The organism is Szabonella alba (assembly GCF_016765775.1).
GTDB classification, from domain to species: Bacteria; Pseudomonadota; Alphaproteobacteria; order Rhodobacterales; family Rhodobacteraceae; genus Szabonella; species Szabonella alba.
The window spans coordinates 191,232-215,739 of sequence record NZ_JAESVN010000006.1 but is presented as its reverse complement, the minus strand read 5'-3'; the positions used below and the strand labels follow the sequence as shown (position 1 = coordinate 215,739).

The 24,508-nt window shown below is 65.4% G+C and carries 22 protein-coding genes and 1 riboswitch; of the genes, 15 read left to right on the top strand and 7 right to left on the bottom strand.

Annotated elements, in window-relative coordinates; translation table 11 throughout:
- The first annotated feature begins 113 nt into the window (after positions 1-113).
- From JL811_RS14910 to JL811_RS14900, 3 genes are read left to right on the top strand one after another with little or no spacing between them, the layout of a single operon-like run.
- Positions 114-758 carry an SGNH/GDSL hydrolase family protein gene (locus JL811_RS14910; protein WP_202689491.1) on the top strand — a complete coding sequence of 215 codons (645 nt, stop codon included), beginning with the start codon at positions 114-116 and terminating at the stop codon, positions 756-758.
- Between the two features lie 11 nt (positions 759-769).
- Positions 770-1,222 (top strand): RbsD/FucU family protein, encoded by a 453-nt coding sequence (locus JL811_RS14905; RefSeq protein WP_202689490.1) that lies wholly within the window; start codon positions 770-772, stop codon positions 1,220-1,222.
- 3 nt (positions 1,223-1,225) lie between these two features.
- Positions 1,226-2,146 carry a ribokinase gene (locus JL811_RS14900; RefSeq protein WP_202689489.1) on the top strand — a complete coding sequence of 307 codons (921 nt, stop codon included), beginning with the start codon at positions 1,226-1,228 and terminating at the stop codon, positions 2,144-2,146.
- Positions 2,147-2,275: 129 nt separating this feature from the next.
- Here JL811_RS14900 and JL811_RS14895 read toward each other — a convergent pair whose 3' ends face one another.
- Complete coding sequence (locus tag JL811_RS14895; protein ID WP_202689488.1) at positions 2,276-3,847, bottom strand: trimethylamine methyltransferase family protein; 1,572 nt, start codon at positions 3,845-3,847, stop codon at positions 2,276-2,278.
- Between the two features lie 91 nt (positions 3,848-3,938).
- On the opposite strand from JL811_RS14895, the gene JL811_RS14890 reads away from it, so the two are divergent.
- Entirely contained in the window at positions 3,939-4,859 is a 921-nt protein-coding gene (locus tag JL811_RS14890; protein WP_202689487.1) for a LysR substrate-binding domain-containing protein, read from the top strand.
- A gap of 34 nt (positions 4,860-4,893) precedes the next feature.
- Here the strand turns inward: JL811_RS14890 and JL811_RS14885 are convergent, their stop codons facing one another.
- Positions 4,894-5,517: a TetR/AcrR family transcriptional regulator gene (locus JL811_RS14885; RefSeq protein WP_202689486.1), complete on the bottom strand. Its 624-nt coding sequence runs from the start codon at positions 5,515-5,517 to the stop codon at positions 4,894-4,896.
- A gap of 133 nt (positions 5,518-5,650) precedes the next feature.
- Here JL811_RS14885 and hpbA point away from each other — a divergent pair, with 133 nt between their 5' ends.
- From hpbA to JL811_RS14830, 11 genes are all read left to right on the top strand, one after another.
- Positions 5,651-7,687, top strand: coding sequence for an N-methyl-L-proline N-demethylase HpbA (gene hpbA, locus JL811_RS14880; protein WP_202689485.1), 2,037 nt, complete (start codon positions 5,651-5,653; stop codon positions 7,685-7,687).
- A gap of 21 nt (positions 7,688-7,708) precedes the next feature.
- Entirely contained in the window at positions 7,709-9,679 is a 1,971-nt protein-coding gene (locus tag JL811_RS14875; RefSeq protein WP_202689484.1) for an FAD-dependent oxidoreductase, read from the top strand.
- A gap of 387 nt (positions 9,680-10,066) precedes the next feature.
- Positions 10,067-11,467, top strand: a complete 1,401-nt coding sequence (locus JL811_RS14870) for a flagellar biosynthesis protein FlgA (RefSeq protein WP_202689483.1) — start codon at positions 10,067-10,069, stop codon at positions 11,465-11,467.
- A 163-nt stretch (positions 11,468-11,630) separates the two neighbouring features.
- Positions 11,631-12,641: a TRAP transporter substrate-binding protein gene (locus JL811_RS14865; protein WP_202689482.1), complete on the top strand. Its 1,011-nt coding sequence runs from the start codon at positions 11,631-11,633 to the stop codon at positions 12,639-12,641.
- A 76-nt stretch (positions 12,642-12,717) separates the two neighbouring features.
- Positions 12,718-14,013: a TRAP transporter large permease gene (locus JL811_RS14860; protein ID WP_202689481.1), complete on the top strand. Its 1,296-nt coding sequence runs from the start codon at positions 12,718-12,720 to the stop codon at positions 14,011-14,013.
- Positions 14,013-14,516, top strand: a complete 504-nt coding sequence (locus JL811_RS14855; RefSeq protein ID WP_202689480.1) for a TRAP transporter small permease — start codon at positions 14,013-14,015, stop codon at positions 14,514-14,516. The genes JL811_RS14860 and JL811_RS14855 overlap by 1 nt, the downstream gene beginning before the upstream one ends.
- 19 nt (positions 14,517-14,535) lie before the next feature.
- On the top strand, positions 14,536-15,309 hold the full coding sequence (locus JL811_RS14850) for an SDR family NAD(P)-dependent oxidoreductase (protein WP_202689479.1): 774 nt from the start codon (positions 14,536-14,538) through the stop codon (positions 15,307-15,309).
- Positions 15,310-15,331: 22 nt separating this feature from the next.
- On the top strand, positions 15,332-15,886 hold the full coding sequence (locus tag JL811_RS14845) for a TRAP transporter small permease (RefSeq protein ID WP_202689478.1): 555 nt from the start codon (positions 15,332-15,334) through the stop codon (positions 15,884-15,886).
- Positions 15,886-17,166: a TRAP transporter large permease subunit gene (locus JL811_RS14840; protein WP_337924753.1), complete on the top strand. Its 1,281-nt coding sequence runs from the start codon at positions 15,886-15,888 to the stop codon at positions 17,164-17,166. The genes JL811_RS14845 and JL811_RS14840 overlap by 1 nt, the downstream gene beginning before the upstream one ends.
- A gap of 35 nt (positions 17,167-17,201) precedes the next feature.
- Positions 17,202-18,197 carry a TRAP transporter substrate-binding protein gene (locus JL811_RS14835; RefSeq protein WP_202689477.1) on the top strand — a complete coding sequence of 332 codons (996 nt, stop codon included), beginning with the start codon at positions 17,202-17,204 and terminating at the stop codon, positions 18,195-18,197.
- Positions 18,197-18,871, top strand: a complete 675-nt coding sequence (locus tag JL811_RS14830; protein WP_202689476.1) for a cyclase family protein — start codon at positions 18,197-18,199, stop codon at positions 18,869-18,871. The genes JL811_RS14835 and JL811_RS14830 overlap by 1 nt, the downstream gene beginning before the upstream one ends.
- Positions 18,872-18,908: 37 nt before the next feature.
- Here JL811_RS14830 and JL811_RS14825 read toward each other — a convergent pair whose 3' ends face one another.
- Genes JL811_RS14825 through JL811_RS14805 form a run of 5 tightly spaced genes read right to left on the bottom strand, consistent with a single transcriptional unit; the run spans position 18,909 to position 24,060 of the window.
- Complete coding sequence (locus tag JL811_RS14825; RefSeq protein WP_237684984.1) at positions 18,909-19,613, bottom strand: adenosylcobinamide amidohydrolase; 705 nt, start codon at positions 19,611-19,613, stop codon at positions 18,909-18,911.
- Positions 19,610-20,368 (bottom strand): ABC transporter ATP-binding protein, encoded by a 759-nt coding sequence (locus JL811_RS14820; RefSeq protein ID WP_202689475.1) that lies wholly within the window; start codon positions 20,366-20,368, stop codon positions 19,610-19,612. Before JL811_RS14820 ends, JL811_RS14825 begins: the two co-directional genes overlap by 4 nt.
- Positions 20,365-21,342, bottom strand: coding sequence for a FecCD family ABC transporter permease (locus tag JL811_RS14815; protein WP_202689474.1), 978 nt, complete (start codon positions 21,340-21,342; stop codon positions 20,365-20,367). The genes JL811_RS14820 and JL811_RS14815 overlap by 4 nt, the downstream gene beginning before the upstream one ends.
- Positions 21,342-22,208: an ABC transporter substrate-binding protein gene (locus tag JL811_RS14810; protein ID WP_202689473.1), complete on the bottom strand. Its 867-nt coding sequence runs from the start codon at positions 22,206-22,208 to the stop codon at positions 21,342-21,344. Before JL811_RS14810 ends, JL811_RS14815 begins: the two co-directional genes overlap by 1 nt.
- Positions 22,183-24,060, bottom strand: coding sequence for a TonB-dependent receptor plug domain-containing protein (locus tag JL811_RS14805; RefSeq protein ID WP_202689472.1), 1,878 nt, complete (start codon positions 24,058-24,060; stop codon positions 22,183-22,185). The genes JL811_RS14810 and JL811_RS14805 overlap by 26 nt, the downstream gene beginning before the upstream one ends.
- Before the next feature lie 132 nt (positions 24,061-24,192).
- Positions 24,193-24,404: riboswitch (cobalamin riboswitch) on the bottom strand.
- Positions 24,405-24,508 lie beyond the last annotated feature (104 nt).

The following is a 24,508-nucleotide window of genomic DNA, read 5'->3' as shown; positions in this document are numbered from 1 at the left end:
TAGATGGGATGCCGGCGCAGGCCAAGCCCTTCCGCCGGATGGACAGGCGGGGGGCGCTTGGCTAGGTGTCGGTCAGGGCTGGCCAAGTGGGCCATCAGGGCAAGGGGTGCATCATGGAAAAGACGGTTCTGGTCTATGGCGATTCGAACAGCCATGGCACGAAACCCTTGCCGGATCTGCAGACGCGCGGGCGTTACGCGCGGGCTGACCGCTGGCCGGGTGTCATGGCCACGAAACTGGGCCCCGGCTGGCATCTGGTTGAGGAGGCCTTGCCCGGCCGAACCACGGTGCATCCTGACCCCGTTTCGGGCCATCACAAGAACGGGCTGCCGGTGCTGCCCGCGATTCTTGAAAGCCATGCGCCGGTCGATCTGGTCATCCTGATGCTGGGCACCAATGACATGAAGGCGCGGTTCGGCCTGCCGCCGGTGGAAATCGCGATCTGCGTGGAACAGCTTGTCCGGGTGATCCGGCAAAGCGTCACCGGGCCGGGCGGCGCCCCCCCGGCGCTGTTGCTGGTCTGCCCGCCCCCGGTGCTTGAGGCGGGTTGTCTGGCCGAGATCTATGCCGGGGCCGCCCCGAAATCGCAGAGCCTTGCCGAGGCCTATGCCGGGGTTGCCGAACGCTGGGGACTTGCCTTTCTGGATGTCGGGCAGGTGATTGCGCCGTCGCCGGTGGATGGCGTGCATTTTGAGATGGAAGATCATCACAAGCTGGGCCTTGCCATCGCGGTGGCGGTTCAGGCCATGGAAATCTGACAGGGGGGCGGATGCTCAAGGGGATCGACCACAGGCTGAATGCCGATGTGCTGCAGGTGCTGCGCGCGATGGGGCATGGCGATACGCTGGTTCTGACCGATCTGAACTTTCCCGCCGAACAGGTGGCGCGGGCCACGCTGCGGGGGCAGGTGCTGCGGATGGAAAACCTGACACTGGCCGGGGCGGCGCAGGCGGTGCTGTCGGTGCTGCCGCTGGATACCTTCGTTGCGGATTTCGCGATGCGGATGGAAATGGTCGATGCGCCCGACACGATCCCGCCCGTGCAGGCCGAATTGCAGGCCGAGATCGACCATGCCGAGGGGCGTCCGCGTCCGATGCTGGGCCTCAGGCGGTTCGAATTCTATGACCGTGCGCGCGAGGCCTATGCCGTGATCCAGACCGGTGAACGGCGGTTCTATGGCAATGTGATCCTGCGCAAGGGCGTTATCGGGCCAAAGGACTAGGACATGACCGGACATATCGCAATTCTGGGGATTTTCGTCGCCGATACGGTGTACCGCGCCGAACGCCAGCCCCGCATGGGGGAAACGCTGCTGGGGCAGGGCTTTGCGCTGGGGCCGGGGGGGAAGGGGTCCAATCAGGCGGTGGCGGCGGCCATGGCAGGGGGCCGCGTGCATTTCATCACCCGGCTGGGCCGCGATGCCTTTGCCGCAATGGCGCAGGAGGTCTGGCAGCGCGCGGGCGTCATTCCGCAGGTGGTCGAGGATGCCGACAGCTATACCGGTGCGGCCTTCATCTTCATCGAGGCCGCGACCGGGAACAATGCGATCATCGTCTCACCCGGGGCGGCAGCGCGCATCACGCCTGCCGATGTCGAGGCACGGGCCGGGCTGATCGGCGGGGCCTCGGTTTTCGTGACACAGCTGGAACAGCCCGTTGCGGCGGCGCATCGCGGGCTGGTCATCGCACGCGAAGGGGGCGCGCGCACGATCCTGAACCCTGCGCCTGCGGCAAGGATACCGCCCGAAATGCTGGCGCTGTGCGATTTCGTGACGCCGAATGAAAGCGAGGCGGAAGGCATCACCGGTATCGCGGTGCAGAGTACCGCCGATGCCGAACGCGCCGCCGAGGCGCTGCTGGCGATGGGGGTGGGGGCGGCGATCATCACGCTGGGGGAACGCGGCGCGCTCTATCGTGACCGCAACCGCAGCCTGCTGGTGCCGCCCTTCCGGGCCGGGCCGGTGGTTGAGACGACGGGGGCCGGGGATGCGTTCAACGGCGGTTTTGCAACCGCCCTCGCCGAAGGGGCCGACCCGGTTGAGGCCGTCCGCTTCGGCAGTGCGACGGCGGGCCTGTCGGTTACCCGCGCAGGCGCCGCCGCAGCGATGCCCGCCCGGGCGGAGATCGAGGCGTTGCTGGGCGGCTGAGTGGTCAGCCGGGTGAAGGCAAGGGGCGGGCGCTGGCCGCAGGCTTTGGCCTCCGGCGGACGGGCCGAACCTGACGCATGACCCCGGCGATGGCCGGGATCAGACTATCATCCGCGCGTCACAGCCCCCTCAATACCACATATCCGGCATCGACGCCTTGCGCCGTGCCATGAAATCCAGCAACGCCTCATCGGTGGCCGCGTCAATCGGCGGGGCCTCATAGTCGCGCAGAATGGCCTTCCAGCGGCTGTTCGCGCGCTGGGCATAGTCTATGCCGCCCTGTTCGTCCCATGTCTCCCAGGGCTGGTTGTCATCCAGCGCTGATTCCCAATAGGCGGTCTCGTAATGGCGCAGCGTATGGGCGGTGCTGAACAGGTGCTGCCCGGGGCCGAGTTCCGCCAATGCGTCAAAGGCCAGCGTGTCGTCATTGACCACCATACCGTCCAGATAGGCATGCAGCGCGCCGCACATATCGGTATCCATCACCAGTTTTTCATAGGACATCGACAACAACCCGTCGAGAAAGCCCGCTGAATGAAGCACATAATTCGCGCCGCCCTGCACGGCGGACATCATCGACATCATGCTTTGCTGCATCGCCTGACCGTCGGGCAGTTTTGATGTGCTGAAATTGCCTGCGCAGCGCAAGGGCAGGTTCAGCCTCCGGGCCAACTGCCCCATCACCAGTGACCCGATGGCCGGTTCCGGCGTGCCGAATGTCGGCGATCCGGTCCGCAGCGACATCGAGGAAAAGAAACTGGCAAGGATCGCGGGCGCACCGGGGCGCACCAGTTGGGTCAGCGCGCAGGACACCATGGATTCCGCCAGCCCCTGCGCCACCATCCCCGCGATGGTCAAGGGCGCCACCGCACCCCCCAGAAGGAAAGGCAGATGGATCGAGCCCTGATTGGCCGCCGCATAGGCGCGGATCCCCGCCGCCGTCACCCCGTCCAGCACCAGCGGTGAGGTTGTGTTGAAATTGCCCATGATGACGCAGTTCTGATCGACGAATTCCGCCCCGAACAAGAGCCGCGCCATCTCGATACTGTCCTCGGCGCGGTCGGGTGCGGTGATCGAGCCCAGAAAGCCCCGGTCGGAATAGCGGATATGGGCATAGACCATGTCCAGATGGCGCTTGTTCACTGGCACATCGGTCGGTTCGCAGACCGTGCCGCCCGAATGGTGCAGCCAGGGCGAGGATTGCGAAAGCTTCACGAAATTGCGGAAATCCTCGATCGTGCCATAGCGGCGGCCCCGGTCCAGATCCATCACGAAAGGAGAGCCATAGGACGGCGCGAAAACCACATTCCGCCCGCCGATCTGCACCGAATTGGCCGGATTGCGGGCGTGCTGGGTGAATTCTGCCGGGGCGGTCTTCAGGATCTCGCGCAGCATTCCGGGTTCGAATTTCAGCCGCCAGACCCCGGGCGCGGTTTCGGTCACCTGCGCCCCGGCCTGCCGGTAAAGCTGCATCGACTCGGGGTCGTCGCGCAGTTCCATCCCGATCTCGGCCAGAATACGTTCGGCCGTGGTCTCGATGCGGATCAGGCTTTCCTCGGACAGGATGTCATAGGTCGGGATGCCGCGCTGGATATAGGGTCGCCCCGGTCCTTGTCCTCCGGCCAGCCGGATCTCGCGCCGCTGGTTGCGGCCCCCGCGTGTGCGCCGCGCGTCCTGCACCGTTCCGATCCCGTCCGCCATTGTCCCACCTCGTATAAACCTGTCCCAGATTAGGGCGGGTGGCCTGTCAGGTAATGCTGGAAAAGTTTCATCAGAATGATAAGCAAAATTCATGGATCATCTGCGCCGCCTCATCCCCTCGATGAACAGTCTAGTCGTGTTCGAGGCGGCGGGCCGCCTGTCCAGTTTCACCGCCGCCGCGCGGGAGTTGAACATGACGCAGGCGGCGGTTTCCTATGCGGTTTCGGGGCTTGAGACGGCCCTTGGCCTGCCGCTTTTCCGGCGGGAGCATCGCCGCGTCGCCCTGACCGAGGCCGGGGCCCGCTTTCATGCCGATGTGACCATCGGCCTGTCGCATATCCGGCGTTCGGCGCTGGATCTGCGGCAAACGGCGGCGGGCGGGCATGTGACGTTGTCCTGTTCCACCGCCTTTGCGGCCTACTGGATGGTGCCGCGCATGGCGCGGTTGCGGCAGGATCTGCCGCATGTCGATCTGCGAATCCAGACCGCCGACCGCGATCTTGATCTGGCGGGCGCGGGCATCCCGCTGGGCATCCGGGGCGGCAATCCGGACGACTGGCCGCATTACACCGCTGCCATGCTGGCACCCGAGGAGATTTATCCTGTCTGCAGCGCGGGTTATCTGACGCGCAGCCCCGGCCCGCCCCTTGCTGCCGCCGATCTGCTGGCGCAGCGCCTGATCCATCTGGATGAACCGTTCCGCACCGCCGCGACATGGCGCGACTGGTTCGCCTCGGCGGGGATTGATGGCCGCCAGATGCCGAAGGGCCTTGAGATCAACGATTATGTTCTGGTCGTCCAGTCCGTGATCGAGGGGGAGGGCGTGGCGCTTGGCTGGCGGCATCTGATTCAGCGGCTGGTCGACCGGGGCGTTCTGGTCCGGCTGACCGGTCATGTGCTGGTCACGGGGCAGGCCTTTCACGTCGTCTGGCCCAAGGACCGCCCCCTTGCCGCCCCTGTCGCCGAGGTGCGCGACTGGCTGCTGGCGCAGCGCGAAGCGGAGGATCCGTGATCGGGGCTGACCGGAATACGGGGTCAGCGGCCCGTCAAAGCCCGAACTGGCCGTGCAGCCGGGCAATTTCGCGTGGGTCGGGGGGGTGGCCGGTGAAGATCTCGACATAATGCGGAATGCGGGTCAGGCGGGTTTCCAGCGTTTCTTCGACCTGCATCGAGATATAGCCGATCTGCACCAGATAGATCGTGCGCGCCCGCACATCGGCATCGGCCTGCGCATGGCCCCAGCGGATCAGCATCGCCCGCAGCGCCGCCAGCCTGCGCGAATCGGCCTCGGCAATCCGCGCCAGAATCGCCGGATCCTTCAGCCCCCAGCCGCGCAGCGCGAATTCCAGCCGCGTATCGAAGGTGTCCGTATTCAGGAAACAGGCGATGACGTTCAGCATCGCCTCGGTCCCGGTCTCGGCATAGGCCTCGGTCGCGGCGACAAGGGGGGCGGTGGTGCGGGCCTCCCACATCTCGGCCAGTGCCGCCAGCAGCGCGTCGCGATCCTTGAAGAACCAGTAGAAACTGGTGCGTGACAGTTTCAGATGCTGGGCCAGCGTCATGATCTTCACGGCATCGACGCCTTCGCGGATCAGGGCCGCATAGGCGGCATCAAGCCATCCCTCACGGGATCCCCGCCAACCGGTATCGGATTTCAGCGCCTCTGTCATGGCGCCACATTAGGGCCGGGGGCGGGGATCCGCAAGGAATGTTCGGATATGACTGGTATCTTGACACAAGTGAACATTTCGCCCCAGAGTTCCGTCAAAGACCCCTATTCCGGTCAAAGACAGGAGGCGCCCCATGTCCAACGATCCCTTGCTGCAACCCTACCAACTCAAACATCTGACGCTGCGCAACCGCATCATGATCACCAGCCATGAACCGGCCTATCCCGAGGACGGGATGCCCAAGGGCCGTTACCGCGCCTATCATGTGGAACGCGCCAAGGCCGGGGTTGCGCTGACGATGACCGCCGGTTCGGCCTCGGTCGCGCGCGACAGCCCGCCGGTCTTCAACAACATCCTGGCCTGGAAGGATGAGGTCGTGGGCTGGATGAAGGCGATGGTCGATGAATGCCACGACCATGGCGCGGCGGTGATGATCCAACTGACCCATCTGGGCCGCCGCACCCGCTGGGACAAGGCGGACTGGCTGCCGGTTCTGGCCCCCAGCCATGAACGCGAACCCGCGCATCGCGCCTTTCCGAAACGCATCGAGGATTGGGACATCACCCGCGTCATCCGCGACTTTGCCGATGCGGCTGAACGGATGAAGGCCGCCGGCGTCGACGGGATCGAGCTTGAGGCCTACGGCCATCTGCTGGAACAGTTCTGGTCGCCCCTGACCAATGATCTGGACAATGACTATGGCGGCAGTCTGGACAACCGCCTGCGCTTCACCTTCGACGTGCTGCGCGCGATCCGCGCCCGCTGCGGTGAGGATTTCATCGTCGGCCTGCGCTACACCGGCGATCAATGCGCCCCCGGCGGGATGGGGGCTGCCGAAGGGCTTGATGTCAGCCATCGGCTGAAGAACAGCGGTCTGGTGGATTTCCTGAATGTCGTGCGCGGATCCATCGACACCGACCCGGCGCTGACCGATCTGATCCCGATTCAGGGCATGAAATCCGCCCCGCATCTGGATTTCGCAGGCGAAATCCGCGCCGCGACAGGCTTTCCCACCTTCCACGCGGCCCGCATTCCCGATGTGGCGACTGCGCGCCATGCCATTGCCAGCGGCAAGCTGGACATGGTCGGCATGACCCGGGCGCATATGGCCGACCCGCATCTGGTCAGGAAGGTGATCGAGGGGCGCGAGGATGATATCCGCCCCTGTGTCGGCGGGAATTACTGTCTGGACCGGATCTATCAGGGCGGTCTGGCCTTCTGCCTGCACAATGCCGCCACGGGACGTGAGGAGACGATGCCGCAGACCATTCCGGCGGCCCCTGCGATGAAACGCATCACCATCGTCGGCACCGGCCCGGGGGGGATGGAGGCCGCCCGCGTTGCCGCCGAGCGCGGCCATGCCGTCACCGTGTTCGAGGCCGCCGATCAGCCCGGCGGACAGATCCGCCTGACCGCGCAGGATGCGCGGCGGCGTGAGATGATATCGGTCATCCGCTGGCGGATGGAACAATGCGAAAAGCGTGGTGTCGCCTTCCACTTCAACACCTTTGCCGATGCCGATACCGTGCTGGCCAGCAACCCGGATGAGGTGATTATCGCCACCGGCGGTCTGCCCCATACCGAGGTGCTGGAGGCGGGCAATGATCTGGTCCATTCGGCATGGGACATCCTGTCGGGCGATGTGAAACCGGGCGCGAATGTGCTGATCTATGACGATGCAGGCGATCATTCGGCGCTGCAGGCGGCGGATCTGATCAGCGCGACCGGGGCGGCGGTTGAAATCGTGACCCCCGACCGCAGCTTCGCGCCTGAGGTGATGGCGATGAACCTTGTGCCCTATATGCGCAACCTGCAGAAACGCGACACGACCTTTACCGTGACATGGCGGCTGAAATCGGTGCGGCGCGAAGGCAATCTGCTGCGCGCCGTGATGGGCAGTGATTACGGCGATTTCACCCGTGAACGGCTGGTGGATCAGGTGATCGTCAACCATGGCACCCGCCCGCTGGATGATCTGTATTTTGACCTGAAGCCGCAATCGTCCAATCTGGGTGAGGTCGATTACGAGGCGCTGACCACCGGCGCGCCGCAGGGCGTGGCGCGCAATCCGGGCGCTGCGTTCCGGCTGTTCCGCATCGGCGATGCGGTGGCCGCGCGCAACACCCATGCCGCGATCTATGACGCGCTGCGGCTGGTCAAGGATCTTTAGACGCAAAGGGAACCGGCCAAGATGCATCGCAATCTGATGTCACCGATCCGGCTGCGGGGGCAGGTTCTGCGCAACCGCATCGTCTTTGGCGCCCATACCAACAACATGGCGGATGACGGTCTGCCGGGGCCCCGGACGGCGGCCTATCTGCTGGAACGCGCGCTTGGCGGGGCGGGGATGATCGTGGCCGAACCGATGCCGGTGCATCGCACGGGCGTTCTGACGCGGGGCAACTTCCGCCATGGCACGGATGAGGTCATCCCGCATTTCCGCAAGGTGACTGAACCCGTGCGCGATGCGGGCGCGGTCATCCTGCAACAGCTTTACCATATCGGCGCGCATGGCGATTCCGATCTCAGCTTTGCGCCGCATTGGTCGCCCTCGGGCGGGCCGAGTTACCATGACAGTGACGGCTCGCATCGCATGACCGAGACCGAGATCGAAGAACTGATCGAGGCGCATGTCGCGACGGCGCGGCGCTGCAAGGCGGGCGGTTTTCAGGGGGTTGAGGTCTGGGCCGCCTATCACTCGCTGCTGGACCAGTTCTGGACACCCTGGAGCAACAGCCGCGATGACCGCTGGGGCGGCAGTCTGGAAAACCGCACCCGGTTTTCCCGCACCATCATCGAACGCATCCGACGCGATTGCGGCGAGGATTTCATCATAGGTCTGGCGGTCTCGACCTCGGATGCGCAGGATGTCACGTTGTCGGTGGAAAGCCTGCTGGAGATCCTCGCGCTGCATGACGCGACGGGGCATGTCGATTACATCACCTGCGGGCATGGCGGCTATCTTGATTTCGAACGGCTGATGCCGACCTTCCTGTTCGGGGAAAAGCTGACTGCGCCGGTGACCGAACAGATCCGCGCCGTGGTGAAACACGCCAAGGTCACATCCGAGGCGCATGTCAGGACCCCCGAGAATGCCGAGGCGATCATCGCCGCAGGGCAGGCGGATCTGGTCAGCATCGTGCGCGGCCAGATCGCCGATCCGCATCTGGCGCGCAAGACCGCCGAGGGCCGGGCCGATGCCGTGCGCGGCTGCATTTCCTGCAATCAGATGTGCTGGGGCAGGCGGTCGCGGGACTACTGGATTTCCTGTCTGGTCAATCCCAGCGTGGGCCGGGAATGGGAATGGGGCGGTGACCGCTTCACCCCGTCGGCCATGCCGCAGGATGTGCTGGTCGTCGGGGCCGGTCCTGCAGGGCTTGAGGCCGCGCGCGCCGCCGCCGAACGCGGCCACCGGGTCACGATTGCCGAGGCGGCACCGCAGATCGGCGGGCAGTTCCGGCTGGCCGGGATGCAGCCGCGCCGTGGCCAGATCCTTGACCTGCTGGACTGGTATGAACGGGAATTCGCGCGGCTGGGTGTCACGCTGCGGTTGAATACCTTTCTGGATGAGGACGACATCGCGGCCCATCCGGCGCAGACGGTCATCCTTGCCACTGGATCGCTGCCCGACGCGGAGGCGCGGCAGCGCTGGCTGCCGGGCGTGGGGCCGTTGCCGGGGCTGGATCTTGGCGGTGTCTGGTCCACTGAAGAGGTGCTGCGGCGTGAGGCCCGGCTGGGCGATACGGTTATCGTGCTGGATGAGGGCGGCAACTGGCGTGGCGTCGGCACCGCATGGGCGCTGGCCGAACAGGGCCGGCAGGTCGTGATCGTGACGCCGGATCCTTATATCGGCAAGGAAATCACCCGCACCTCAGCGGATGGTCCGGCGCGGGCGCGGCTTGCGCGGGCGGGGGCGCAGTTCCTGACCGAACATGTCATCACCCGCTGGCATGGCAATGGCGCGACCGTGCGCAGCCTGCTGACCGGGACTGAGGAGACAATTGCCGCCTCGGCATTGGTGACGGCGACGACGAATATCGCCTTCGATCCTTTCCCCGAAACCATCCCCGGCAAGGGGGTCCATCGCATCGGCGATTGCGTGGCGCCCCGGCTGGCGGCCTATGCCTTTCATGAAGGGCGGAAGGTGGCGCTGACGCTTTGACCGTGTCACCAGTCCGGCCTTCCCGGCCATTCAGCAGGGCGTGACGCGCCGGGGCGGAGATCAACGCCCCGGCGCACCTTGTTTCCGCTTCGAATTCAATCCGTAAGGCGCATCCGGGCGGATGTGTCGCCGGTCCTGCTTGGCCGCCTGTCGGGCGCTCTCACGGACGGCTTGCGGGGTTTTGGCATACCGAATTGCGTTGACTGTCGGTGAATATTGTATACAACATGATCCGGATATCCAGATGGCCCGGAACGCCGGCCGGATCGGATGTCAGGGGGGATAAGGCTTGCATCATGGCAGGGCGCTGACCGCGTTCCCGCCTCGGCATGTTCATCCGTCATCCCCTTCCGCGTTGACGCAGATGAAGTCCGGAGGATCCACCAGATGCATTACGGCTCGCTTCTTGAAAAGGCCCGGCAGCGCAAGTTGCGCGTGGGGCTGATCGGGCTGGGTGATTATGGCCGTTCGCTGCTCTTCCAGTCGCTGCGCGGCCCGGGGATCGAGATTGTCGCGGTCTGCGATTCGGATATGGACCGGGGGCAGGGCGCGCTGGCCGCAGCCGGGCTGACCGGCGACCGCATCCGCCGCACCGACAGCCTGCCCGAGGCCACGGCGGCGCTGGAGGCGGGGCAGATCGTGCTGACATCGGACGGCACGATGATCCCGCGTCTGGCGCTGGATGTGGTGGTCGAGGCAACCGGCCACCCCGAGGCGGCGGCGCTGCATGCCGCCCTGTCCATCGGCGAGGGCCGCCATGTGGTCATGGTCTCGAAAGAGGCTGATTCGGTGGTCGGCCCGCTGCTTGCGAAACGCGCGGCCTCGGCCGGTGTGGTTTATACGCCGGTCGATGGCGATCAGCCCAGCCTGCTGATCCAGCTTGTGCTTTGGGCGCAGGTCTGCGGGCTTGAGGTGCTGAGTGCGGCAAAATCCAGCGAATATGATTTCGTCTTTGATCCCGGCGCGGAAACCGTCACCTGCGTGAACCGCAGCGTATCGGTGCCCGGTTTCGGTGCGCTTTGGGACATGGCCGGGCGCGATCCCGCACAGGTGATTGCGGAACGGTCCGAAAGGCTGGCCACTATCCCGCAGCGCACGGTTGCCGATCTGACCGAAATGGGCATCGTCGCCAATGCGCTGGGGCTGGATGTGGACCGCGCTGATTTCCATGCGCCGGTCGCAAGGGTGCAGGAAATTCCCGATCTGCTGGCCCCGGCGGACCGCGTGGCGGGCGGGCTGTTGTCGCGCGGAGGGGTGGTCGATGTCATCAACCTGCTGCGGCGTCCCGATGAATTCAGCCTTGCGGGCGGTGTCTTCGTGACCGTCGCCTGCGAGGACAGCTACACCTGGAATTTCCTGCGCGAAAAGGGCCATCTGGTCAGCCGCGACGGCAAATCCGCAACCATCGCCAATCCGGCGCATCTTCTGGGCGTGCAGTCCGCGACGACGATCCTGCTGGCCGGACTTGAAGGGCGCGCCACGGGGTCGGGCCGCATCGAGGCGCGCCATGATCTGATCGGACGGACCAATCGCGACATGGCGCGGGGCACGAAACTGGTGCCGCAGGGCCGCCATCATGAGGTCGAGGGGATTGACGGGCTGCTGGTCCCCGCGCGTGCGGTGCGTCCCGGCGCGCCGATCCCGTTCCACATGATGTGCCAGCACCGGCTGGCCTGCGACGTGCCCGCCGGAACCGTCATCACGATGGAGATGATCGAGACGCCCGCCGCATCGCAGCTTTGGGCGCTGCGCGCGGAAATGGACGAAGAACTGCTGGCCGGCACCTGACCCCGCCGCGCGGGGAAAGGGCCAGGTCAGGAGCGGAGCGGGCAGCGTCAGCATGACTGCACCCGCTTTCGAAAACGGAAGGCCGACGGCCCGGGAAACGGGTCGCAAGGGATGCAGGAAAGTTTCGCAGCATCCGGGAAACGACATTTGTTAGGGAGGCAACATGTCCAGAATCATCACTGTAAACCGCCGCTTCGTTCTGGCCGGGGCGCTGGCCGCGCCGGTCGTGTTGCGCGCGCCTTTCGCGTCTGCGGCAACCCAGCTGCGGCTTACCCATCCGGCCGATGCCTCGCATCCGGTGCATATCGCGGCCGAAGGCATGGTCGCGCGGATTGCAGAGCGCACCGGCGGTGAGGTCGGCATCACGATCTTTGCCAATAACGCGCTGGGATCACCCACCGATACGGCACAGCAGACCCGTCTGGGTGCCATCGACATGATCCTGATGAACCCCGCCAATATCGAGGCACTGTCCGGCACGATCGGGGCGATCAACATCCCCTATCAGTTCGACGATTACGCCCATGCCCACCGGGTGCTGGACGAAAGCGCACGCGACTGGATCACCGAACAGCTGCTGACCGCCGGCTTTTCGTGGATCTCGAATTTCGAATGGGGTTTCCGCGCCTTGTCGAACAGCCGCCGCGCGGTGAACACGCCCGAGGATGTGGTCGGCATGAAGATCCGCGTCCCCCCGGAACTGGCAATCAAGGCGGCGTTCGAGGCCCTGGGCGCCTCGACGCAGACCGTCGCCTTCCAGGAGGTCTATCTGGCGCTGGCCAACAAGATGGTGGACGGGCAGGACAACCCCGTTGCCACCACCTTTGCCGCCAAGTTCTATGAGGCGCAGGAGCATCTGGCACTGACCAAGCATATCTATGCCACGATCATGCTTTGTGCCAATCCGCGGGTCTGGAACGACCGGCTGACCGAGGAACAGCGCGCGATCATCTCGGAAGAGGCGATCACGGCGGGCAATGAGGCCCGGCAGGCCGTGCAGGACGGTGAGGCAGCCGCCATCGCCGAGATGGAAGAATACGGCATCGCCGTAACCCGCCCCGAGGTGGAACCCTTCCGCGCCAAGATGGGCCCGGCCTATGACCAGCTGCGCGCCGCCTTGGGTGACGAGACCTGGACAACCTGGGAAGCGCTGGTCAACGACGCGCGGGCCTGACGGCCGCTGTCCATCGGAGGGGGCGCGGTGGCGCCCCCTCCAGTCTGTCCCCCGTGGTTCCCTGAGGTCCGTTCCGATGTTCACGCTTTTCATCCTTGTCGCGATCTGCGTCGTCATTCTGGGTGGCGTTCCCATCGCGGTGGCGCTTGGCGTGATCGCGGCGGGCACCATGATTCTGACCGTGGGGCCGGATCTGTTGTTCATTTTCGTGCAGCGCACCTATGCGGGCACGACCTCGTTTCCGCTGCTGGCGATCCCCTTTTTCGTGCTGGCCGGGAACCTGATGAATGTCGGGGGCACGACGCAACGGATCTTTGCCGTGGCGCAACTGCTGGTCGGGCGCATCCGGGGCGGGCTGGCCCATGTCAACACGATTGCCAGTGTGATCTTTGCGGGCATGTCGGGATCGGCCGTTGCGGATGCCGCCGGAATGGGCGTGATCCAGCAAAAGGCGATGACCGAGGCGGGATACCGGCCCAGCTATGCCGCGACGATCACTGCCGTTTCCTCGACCATCGGGCCGATCATTCCGCCCAGCATTCCGCTGGTCATCTATGGCAGTCTGGCCAATGTCTCGGTCGGGGCGCTGTTTCTGGCGGGGATCCTGCCGGGGCTGTTGATGGCGGTCTGCCTGATGGTCGCCATTGCAATTTCCGCGTCGGTGCTGAACCTGCCGCGGGGCGCGGGCTTTCCGCCGCTGCGGCAGGCGGCCCGGACGCTGTTCGTGGCCCTGCCCGCCCTGATGCTGCCCCCCGCGATCCTGATCGTCATTCTGACCGGCATCGCCACGCCGACCGAGGCCGCCGTCGTCGCCGCCGCCTTTGCCTTTGGGCTGGGCCGCTGGGTTTACCGCGAACTGACCTATACCCAGGTCTATGAAATCCTGTGGGACAGCGCGCGCCAGACCGCGCAGGTGATGTTCATCATCGCGCTGGCCGCCCCCTTTGGCTGGGTTCTGATCCAGCAACAGATCCCCAATGCGATCCTGACGGCACTGCTGGGCCTGTCGACCGAGAAATGGGCGATCCTGCTGATCATCTGTGCAGCCCTTCTGATCCTTGGCATGTTCATCGAGGGGGTCGCGTTGATGATCATCGCATTCCCGGTGCTGATGCCCGTGGTGCAAAGCATCGGTGTCGATCCGATCCATTTCGGGGTGATCCTTGTGCTGACGCTGATGATCGGGCTGGTCACGCCGCCGGTGGGCCTGTGCCTTTACGTCGTCTCGGGCGTGGCCCGGGTGCCGATCCCCGATATCGTGCGGGAGATCTGGCCCTATTTCCTTGGCCTGATCGCCGCGCTGCTGCTGGTGACTTACATCCCGGCCATCTCGCTCTGGCTGCCCAATCTGCTTGGCTATGGAACACGCTGATGAATGCGCTGCGCACCCTTGACCGTTTCATCGCCGGGTTCTGCAAGATCGGCTGCGTCACGATGCTGGCCGCGCTGTTCCTGCTGCTGGCGGCCTCGGTGATCCTGCGTCTGCTGCCGCTGTTCACGATCAGCGGCTATGACGAGATCGTGGAACTGCTGTTTATCTGGATCGTTATGCTGGCCACGGTGTCGCTTTGGCGTGAGGGCATGCTGTATCGGGTCGAGGTGCTGGACACGATGCTGCCGCCGCGCGGGCGTCTGGTGATGGCCGTGCTGATCAACCTGCTGATGTTCGGCTTTGCTGCGATGATGGTCTGGTATGGCTGGGCCTTTGCTGCGGCAGCGGGGGAAACCACACCTTTCCTGCGGCTGGACAAGATCTACTGGTATACGGCGATCCCGCTTTGTTCCGCATTGATGGCGGTCTACAGCCTTGTCTGGCTGTGGCGCATCCTGTGGCTGGGTGAGGATCCGCACCGCGAGAGCAACCTGCTCAGCTAATTCAAGAATGGAGGACAGAATGGGACGTGCAGAAGGACGGGTCGCGATCGTGACCGGAGGCGCAGGGGGCATCGGCTCGGCAATCGGGACGCTGCTGGCCCGTGAGGGGGCTGCGGTCCTTTTGGTTGATGCCGATGGCGCGGCGCTGGACGCGGTTGCGGCCGGACTGCGTGCCGAATTGCCGGATGCAAAACTGGCAACGCTTGTGGCTGATTGCGGCGAAGAGGCCAGTGCGGCCCGCATCGTCGATTGCGCAAGGTCGGAACTGGGGCAGATCGACACGCTGGTGAATTGCGCGGGCATGCGGTCCTATGAACCGCTGGCCGATGCCAAGACCGAGACATGGCAGCGCATTCTGGCCGTCAATCTGCTGAGCTATGCCTGGCTGACGCAGGCCGCCATCGACGATCTGCGCGCCTCGGGCCGGGGCAGCGTGGTCAATGTCTCCTCGACCCATGCGGTCAATCCCCGCGCCGGGATGGGGCAATATGACGTGACCAAGGCCGGGATCGTCTCGATGACCAAGACGCTGGCCTTTGAAGAGGCAAAACACGGCATCCGCGTCAATTCGGTCTGCCCCGGCCTGACCTTCACCCCCTTCCACCGCAAACGGGCCGAGGCGGCGGGCCGCACGCAAGCGGATATCGACAGTGAGGCGCAGGGCGGCTGCCTGATGGGCCGCTGGGCCGATCCGATGGAGATCGCCTATCCGGTGCTCTGGCTGGCCTCGGATGAGGCATCCTATGTCACGGCCTCGGTGCTGATGGTCGATGGCGGGCGCTTCGTTCTCTGAGCTGCGTTGAAAGGGACGGAAGATGGTTCTGCGCCGCTGGTTGCTGGCAAGTGTCGAAAACCTGCTGGTCGCGGGTTTTGCCGTGATGATCGCGATGGTCTTCGGCAATGTCGTGCTGCGCTATGGCTTCGGCTCGGGGATCACGATTTCCGAAGAGGTCTCGCGCATGATCTTCGTCTGGCTGACCTTCGGGGGGGCCTTTCTGGTGGCGCGGGAAAACGGGCATCTGGGCGTTCAGGCGCTGGTCAACAAGATGCCACCCTTGGGGCGGCTGGTGTCGCGGGTCACGGTGGAACTGGCCAGTCTGTTCTGCATGGGGCTGCTGATCACCGGCTGCTGGGCGCAGGCGGGGCTGAACATGGCCAATCCTGCCCCGGTTTCGGGCATCCCGCTGGGCGTGACCTATCTGGCGGGCATTGCCTGCGGACTGGGGATTGCGGGGCTGAACCTGCAACGGCTGTTCCTGTTGCTGACCGGCCGCTGGGTGGAGCCTGAACCCGACCTGCCGCTGCCCGCCCCACCCCCCGCCCCCAACCTGGGCCCTGCCCAAAACCCTGACCGGAGGCCCGATCTCTGATGCTGACGGTTTTTCTGGGGTCGCTTCTGGGGTCCATGGCCATCGGCGCGCCGGTCGCGATTGCGCTGATGATCTGCGGCGTCGCGCTGATGCTCTATCTCGACATGTTCGACGCGCAGATCCTGGCGCAGAACCTGATCGGCGGGGCGGATAACTTTCCGCTGATGGCGGTGCCGTTCTTCATGCTGGCGGGTGAGTTGATGAATGCGGGCGGCCTGTCGCGGCGCATCATCAATCTGGCCGTGGCGATGGTCGGGCACAAGCGTGGCGGTCTGGGTTATGTCACCATCGTTGCCGCCCTTATCATGGCCAGCATCTCGGGGTCTGCCGTGGCCGATACGGCGGCGCTTGCGGCAATCCTGATCCCGATGATGCGCAAGGTCGGCTATAACGTGCCGCGCGCGGCGGGGCTGATCGCGGCGGGCGGCATCATCGCGCCGATCATCCCGCCCTCCATCGGCTTTGTCGTCTTTGGTGTCGCCGCCGGTGTCTCGATCACGCAGCTATTCATGGCCGGAATCGTGCCGGGCATCCTGATGGCGGTGTCGCTGACCGTGACATGGTGGCTGATCGCCGGGGATGAACCGGTCGCGCGCGCCGAAAAGGCCAGCGGGGCCGAGATCGGCCGCGCGCTGTGGGACGGGGTCTGGGCGCTTGGCATGCCGCTGCTGATCGTGGGCGGCATGCGGATGGGGGTTTTCACGCCGACCGAGGCCGCCGTGGTTGCCGCCGTCTATGCAGGCTTTGTCGGCGGGTTCATCTACCGCGAACTGAAACTCTCGCAGATGCGGGAGATCATGCTGTCGGCGCTGAAAACCTCGGCTGCCGTGATGTTTCTGGTGGCGGCGGCAATGGTTTCGGCATGGCTAATCACCATCGCGGATATCCCGGGTGAGGTGGCGCAACTGCTGGGCCCGGTGATGGACAGCCCGACATTGCTGCTGCTGGTCATGGTGTTGCTGGTGCTGGTGATCGGCATGGTGCTGGATTTCATCCCGACCATCCTGATTCTGACTCCGGTTTTCATGCCGCTGGTGAAACAGGCGGGCATCAACCCGGTCTATTTCGGGGTGCTGTTCATCATGGCCACGGCCATCGGCCTGCTGACGCCGCCGGTCGGCACCGTCATCAACGTGACCTGCGCCGTCAGCCGCACGCCGATGGAACAGGTGATCCGCAATGTCCTGCCTTTCCTGCTGTCGCAGGTGCTGGTGCTGGGTCTGCTTATTCTTGTGCCGGAACTCGTAACCGTTCCGACTAACTGGTTCATGGGGCGCTGATGGCCCTGCGACCGCTCAACCCCCGGGAGGATACCATGAAACTCAACCGCAGAACCGCCTTGACCGGTGCCGCCGCCGGTGTTGCCCTGTTCTCCATCGGTCGTCCGGCAGCGGCGCAGGCCACGCGCATGCGCTTTGCCCATCCGCATCCGACCTCGGACAGCTGGCAGACGGCAGCCCTGCAATTTGCCGACCGGATCAAGGAAGATACCGGCGGCGAATATGAAGTGCAGGTTTTCCCCAATGGCGCGCTTGGATCGGACCAGCAGACGATCAGCGCGGTGCGCGGCGGGTCGATTGATTTCTGCATTACCGGCAATCCGTTCTTCACCGGTCTTGCCCCGGTTCTGAACGTGCTGGACCTGCCCTTCCTGTTCCAAAGCCGCGCCCATGTTGCCACCGTGATGGATGGCGAAATCGGCGACGGGATGCGCGCGGAACTCGAGGCGTCGAACCTGAGGGCGCTGGCAACATGGGATATCGGCTGGCGCAACCTGACCAACAGCCGCCGCGCCGTCGCCACGCCCGATGACATCCGCGGCCTGAAGCTGCGCACCACCCCGAACCCCGCCCATATCAAGGCGTTTGAGCTTCTGGGCGCGGTGCCGACGCCGATGGCCTTTACCGAGCTTTTCACCGCGCTGGAAACCGGCACGGTGGACGGGCAGGAAAACCCGGTGACGCTGATCCTGAATGCGCGCTTCTATGAGGTGCAGCGCCACCTGTCGCTGACGCGGCATGCCTTCACCACAGCACCGTTCTGCATGAACAACGACAAGTTCGCCGAATACCCCGCCGCAATGCAGGAGATCCTGCTGGCCGCCGGGCGCGACATGGCCGTGGCACAGCGCCAGATGAACGAGGATGCCGAGGCGACCAGCCTTGCCGAACTGAAATCCGCCGGGATGGAAGTTGTGGAAGAGCCTGACCGCGACGCCTTTGCCGCCATCGTAACCGAGGCGGTGGAACAGGAATTCGTGGCTCAGTTCGGATCCGACCTGCTGGACCAGATCAAAGGGGCAGCCGGCTGATGCGGATCGTTGACCTCAGCATGCCGATAGAGCCGCATCTGCGCTGGCCGGTCGAGCTTGGCGTGAAGGGCGATATCGCGGCGGGGGACCAGTTCCGGGTCTCCCGCATCGCGACCACCTGCCACGGCTTCACCCATGTCGACGCACAGGCGCATTTCATCGCCGGTGCGCCGACCATCGAGGCGACCCCGCTGGATCAGGTCGTCGGGCGCTGCCGGATTCTGGACCTGCGCGACATTGCCCCGAATGAGGCGATTGGCCCGGAACGGCTGGCCGCTGCCGATCCGGGCGGCGCAGAGGGTGAGATCCTGCTGCTGTCGACCGGATGGGACCGGCATCGCGATTACCGCGATGCATCCTTCTGGAAGGACGCGCCTTATCTGACCCGCGAGGGGGCGGAATGGCTGGCCGCGCAAAAGCCCACGGCGATTGCGGTGGATTTCCCGCAGGATTACGCGATCCGGCTGCTGCTGGACGGGGTGGTTGCCCCGACCGAGGAGCATGTGACGCATGATGTCTGCCTGCGGGCGGGGATCACGCTGATCGAATATCTGGTGAACACCGCCGGGTTGACCGGTCCGCATTGCTTTCTCAGCGCGGCACCCTTGAAACTGCCCGGTGCGGATGGATCGCCCGCGCGGGTCTATGCCATCGAAGGGCCGCTTCCGGTCTGACCACCTGCGCTGCCGCAGCCGCCCCGGTGGCTGCGGGTCACATTTTGCGCCCTGTTCCCGGTTCCGTTCCTGGTTCCGGGGGCGGGGCGTTTCCTGTCGGGTCGCCCTGTTCTGCCTGCCAGTACCGCGCGCCCTGCAGGACCGTGCGATAGGCGGCGGCCCCGATCGCCTCACCCAGCGGGGTGTGCATTCCGCAATAGGCCACCCGTCCCGGCGGGGCCGCAACCGCGATGCAATCGGTGCCGGTTCCCGTTGCCACCCCTGTCGGAAGCTCAAGCCCCGCATCAAGGATCGCTGCCGTCCGGGCCGAGGCGACGATGCTCAGCGCCTCGATCAGTGCAGTTCTGGTCAGGCCCGGTCCGATACGCAGCGCGATATTGATCGTGCCCCAGTCCTGCGGACCGCGCGGAACCCGCTGGCCGATCCTTTCGGCATTGCCCAGGCCCACCGTGGCCACACAATCAGCGCGGCAGCCCTCGACCACTGCGCTGGCGCGACAAAAGCGCGTCACATCGCGGGAGGTCAGAAAGCCGATGGCCCCCTCATGCCCCGTCCGCATCAGTTCCGCGCGCAGCCATGCCCGCGCATCCAGCCCCGCAGGCAGATCGGCATTGCGCACCTCACGCCAGATCACCTGCTGCGCCATGGCAAAGCCGGGCCGGTTCAGCGCCCAGCTGAGCACCCGCATCCGCTGGCCCAGATCGAAACGGAGCCACGGGCGGTCCAGTGTGACATCGGTCAATGCAGCACATCCAACGGCTGCAGGACCGGGCCCTGTGCCGTCTCACCGATCCAGGCCGAGATGCCGAAACCCGTGCGCAGCCGCGCGGGCGTCAGCACTGAAAGGGGCGGGCCGTCGGCCGAGATGCGGCCGCCCTCCAGCATCACCAGCCGCGTGCAATGGCGTAGCGCCAGCCCCAGATCATGCAGCGAGACGACAACCCCGCGCCCCTCGGCGGCCAGCGCGGTAAAGCTGTGCATCGTGGAAATCTGATGCGCGGGGTCAAGGCCCGCCACGGGTTCATCGGCCAGCAGCAGCGGCGTTTCCTGCGCCAGAACCCGGGCGATCAGCACCCGCGCCTGTTCACCGCCCGAAAGATTTGTGGCGTTGCGCTGCCGGAAAGGGTCCAGCCCCATGCGGGCGATTGCCCGGTCCACCGCCGCGCGGTCGGTCTCGCTCAGGCGCTGGCCCGCCGTCAGATGCGGAATGCGGCCAAGGGCGACAAGGGTTTCCACCGTGACCGGCCAGGCGATTTCCCGCGCCTGCGGCATCCATGCGGCATGACGGCCCCGGTCGCGCGCGGGCATTTCGGCCAGCGAAGACTGCCCGCGATGCGACAACAGGCCCAGCATCGCCCGCAGCAGCGTCGTCTTGCCCGCGCCATTGGCCCCGATCAGGCCCACCACCTCCCCCGCCGCGACGGTCAGCGAGATGTCCTGCAGCACCGGCCTGCCGCGCCGCGTGACGCTGAGGCCCCGGACCGAAAGCAGTGTCATGCCCCCCTCCGCGTGCGATAGATCAGATGCAGAAACAGCGGCGCGCCGACCAGCGCCGTCAGCACCCCCAGTTTCAGGTCGCGGTCCGGCAGCACCAGCCGCACCGCGATATCGGCGGCCAGCAGCATTGCCGCCCCGCCAAGCGCCGAGGCCCAGAGAAGGCGCCCCGGACGCGCGCCCACAAAACCGCGCAGCAGATGCGGCACCACAAGTCCGATGAACCCGATTGCCCCCGCCACGGCGGTCGAGGCCCCGACCACCGCCGCCGTGCCGAAAACCAGCATCAGCCGCAGCCGCGTCAGGTTGACCCCCATCGCCTCGGCCGCGTCCTCTCCCAGTGTCAGCGCATCCAGCGCCCGGCCCTGCAGGGCCAGTGCCAGACCACCCGCAAGGATCAGTGGCAGCGCCAGCCAGACATGGGTCATCGAGCGGTCGGCCAGCGATCCCATCATCCAGAAGACGATCTCATTCGCGGCGAAAGGATTGGGCGACAGGTTCAGCACCAGCGAGGTCAGCGCCCCGGCCAGCGCGGAAATCGCGATTCCGGCAAGGATCAGCGTCAGCGATCCGCCCCGCGGTCCGGCCAGTGCAAGGATCAGCGTGACACCGATCATCGCGCCGGCCAACGCAGACAGCGGCAGCGCCAGCAGGGCGGCCGCCGCCAGCCCGGTCTGAAGGGCGATCACCGCGCCAAGTGCAGCGGATCCTGAAACCCCGATCAGCCCGGGATCGGCCAGCGGGTTGCGCAAATAGCCCTGCATCGCCGCCCCCGCCAGTCCCAGCCCGGCCCCGATCATCACAGCCAGCAGTGCGCGTGGAAGGCGGATTTCCCGCATCACCAGCGTCACGGGGCCGCCGTCATCCAGCACCAGCGCGCGCAGGCTGTCGCCGGGGCCGATGGCGGCGGGGCCGATGACCAGGGCCGCCAGAAACAGCAGCAGGACCAGCAGGGCCAAGCCCGCGAAAAGCCGCATCAGCCGCCCTCCGCCCCGGTCAACCCACGGCGTAGCGCGACCATTTCGGCCACCGCCTGCAGGACATGCGGCGTGCCGCAGACCCAGTGCCTGTCCGAAAAGGTGCCACGCGCGGCATCGGTGCCGACGGCGGCAACCGCCGGGTGACGCATGACCTCTTCGGCGCGCGAGGCGCCCGGATAGGGGTGGCTGGTGATGACGGCTTCGGGGTTCAGCATGACAAGCAGTTCCAGCGGCAGATAGCCGCCCCCGGACAGACCCGCCTCGACGGCGATATTGGCAAGGCCGGCCGCGTTCAGGATCTGGCCTGCAAGGCCGCGATCCCCGGTCGTATAGCCGCTTGCATCGTAAAGCGCCACGCGGGGACGGGTGGGACCCTCGGGGCGCAGCGCGGCAAGGTCATCGTGAAACGTGGCGACCATCGCCTCGGCCTCCGCCTTGCGCCCCAGAAGGGCACCGATCCGGCGGATCTGCGCGGGGACTTCATCCAGCGAGGTCACGGGTTCGAAGGTTTCGACTCTGAGGCCCAGCCGTTCCAGCATCGCGACCGTGGCCCGCGCGGTATAGGTTCCCGCCAGAACCAGATCGGGGCGCATCAGATAGATCTCTTCGGCCCGCCCATGATTGGCCGGATAGGCGCGCGCCGCATCCGCCATGGCCGAACTGCGCGGATCGGCCGCCAGATGCGATACGGAACGAAGCTGCCCCGGAGCGGCCAGCAGCATGGCCAGCTGATCGGTGCATAGATTGAGCGATACCACCCGCTGCGGCGCGGGGGTATCGGCAAGGGCGGGGGCGCCCGCCCCGCCAAAGGCAAGGCAAAGCGCCCCCGCCGCTATCTTAGAACGAACTGCGCAGGCCCACATAAACCGACCTTCCCGGCTGGCCATAGTTATAGGAGGTCTGATAATCCTTATCGAACAGGTTCTCGACGCGCAGATGGGCCTGTGTCGTTTCGTTGATCGCATAGCTGACCGAGACGTTGACAAGCGTATAGTCCGGCATCTTGGTGCGGACCGTGCCACCCGAGAAGTAATCGTCATAGAAGTCGATCACACGCTTGACCGAAACCACCGTAGCGATGCGGTCGGTGATCTGGCCCTCAAGCCCAAGGTTCAGGTCATGGCGCGGCACACGGGCTAGCCGGGTCTCGCCACCAGCATTTCGGGTCATCGCATCGGTATAGGTGTAGATGCCGAAAAGTTCCCAGTCAGGGGCGATCTGGTATTTGCCCGTAAGCTCGATACCGCGGGTGCGGGTGTCGCCCGGGATCTGGATATAGCCCGCCCCCTGCCAGTCGATCTTGTCCTTGATCGTGGTGTCGAAAAGCGTCGCCTGAACGGAACCGCCCGGCAGCAGGTATTCGGCACCGAGTTCAAAGCTGCGGCTGGTCTCGGGCTGAAGGTCGGGGTTCCCGCCAAAGCCGTTATACATTTCATAAAGCGACGGCGCGCGGAATCCGGTCGAGGCGACGGCGCGGATCACCCAGTCATTGGTCGGACGCCAGGCCAACGCGGCCCTGCCGGTGGTCTTGCCGCCAAAGTTTTCATGATCGTCCCTGCGGACCGCGAGTGACAGATCCAGATCCTGTGTCGGCGCATAAAGCAGTTCGGTATGGACAGCCCGGGTCCAGACATCGCCGCCTTCCAGCGTCGTGCCGAAGGACGAGGCGTAGACCGAATCGAATTTCTCTTTCGTCCAGTCGAGCCCCCAGTTGAGCGAGAGCTGTTCGCTCGCTTGCCAGTTGCCGGTATAGCGCAACTGGTCGCGCTTGCCGTCATAGCTGGAATCCGAGAAGGCTTCGTTATAGATGCGCTGGGTCTTGGTATGGGCATAGGAAAGGTGATGCTGAACCGCGCCGGTTTCAGCCTGAAGGAAAATGCGCGCTCCGCGCAGCTTGCCGTTTTCGACATTATCGGCATCGCTGAACTGAGTGTCATATTCGGTATAGCTGTCGCGCCCGAAGCCGTTGAGGCCGATCCGCATCGTTTCGGTCAGGTCATAGGCCGCCGAAAAGCTGAGATTCGTGGCGCGGAAAGCGTCGTCCTCGGTGCCGAAAGCATAGGCCGAAATACCGTCCGTCTTGGTGCGGCTGAGGGTGAAGGCCAGTTCGGCGCGGTCGGTCAGCAGGCCCGCCGAGACCGTGCCGCTATAGGTGCTGTCCGAGCCGCCTTCGATGGCCACTTCGGCCTGCGTGCCCTGCCGGGTGGGGCGCCAGGTGGTGATGTCGACCACACCGCCAATCGCCTCGGACCCGTAAAGCGCCGATTGTGATCCGCGCAACACCTCGATCCGGCTGATGCCGCCCATGGTGGTCGTGCCGAAGTCATAGGCGCATTGCGTGCCCGAGGGGTCGGCCACGTCGATACCGTCGATGCGCACACCGATATAGGGCCCTGACAGACCCCGCAGCCGCAGCGCGGACGAGGCGCCGAGCCCGCCGTTGCGTGTCATGCTGACACCGGGCAAACGCGCCAGAAGCGTGGCCGCCGAAATGTCGCCCGCCTTTCTGATATCCTCTTCAGTCACCACATCGACCGTGGCGCCGGTACGGCCAATTTCCACCGGTTCGGAGGAGGCCGTCAGGCTGATCGTGCCCAGAACCTCGCCGAAATCGGTGCTGGTGGTTGCCTGCTGCGCCCCGGCATGGCTGGCGACAAGGATGTTGGATGTGGCCGCCAGCGCGGCCATGAGTGCGATACGTGAGATGCCTTGCATCTTCCTGTTCCCCCGTTACGGCGGTCTTTGCCGCCGCGTGATGCGATATGCACGGGAGAACTGCTCCGCCCGCGACGTGTGACACGTCACCACTGGCGGATGCCCGCCTTCCCCTGCGCGCCCCGCGCAGCGGAAAAGGTGATCACCTTGGCAGGTCTCCTGACTTGCGGGTCATCGCTCGACCGGACCTTCCCGCCGCCCTTCGGGCCGCAGTGGTCTTTCCGGTTCCGCTCGCCGCTTACAGTTGCGGGGGCAGTCGTGGAATTGGGCCCCGAAGGGTGATCCGCACCACGTTCCCTATTACCGGACGGCATACCGCCCGGACCAAAGTGCCGCCAAGCTATCAGTCAGCGAAGGGACTGCCAAGGGGGGTTTGCACCGTCCCCATGGCCGTGCCCCTGTGCTAGGCTGCGCCCGAAGACAACCAGGCGATGGAAGGGCCGGGGGA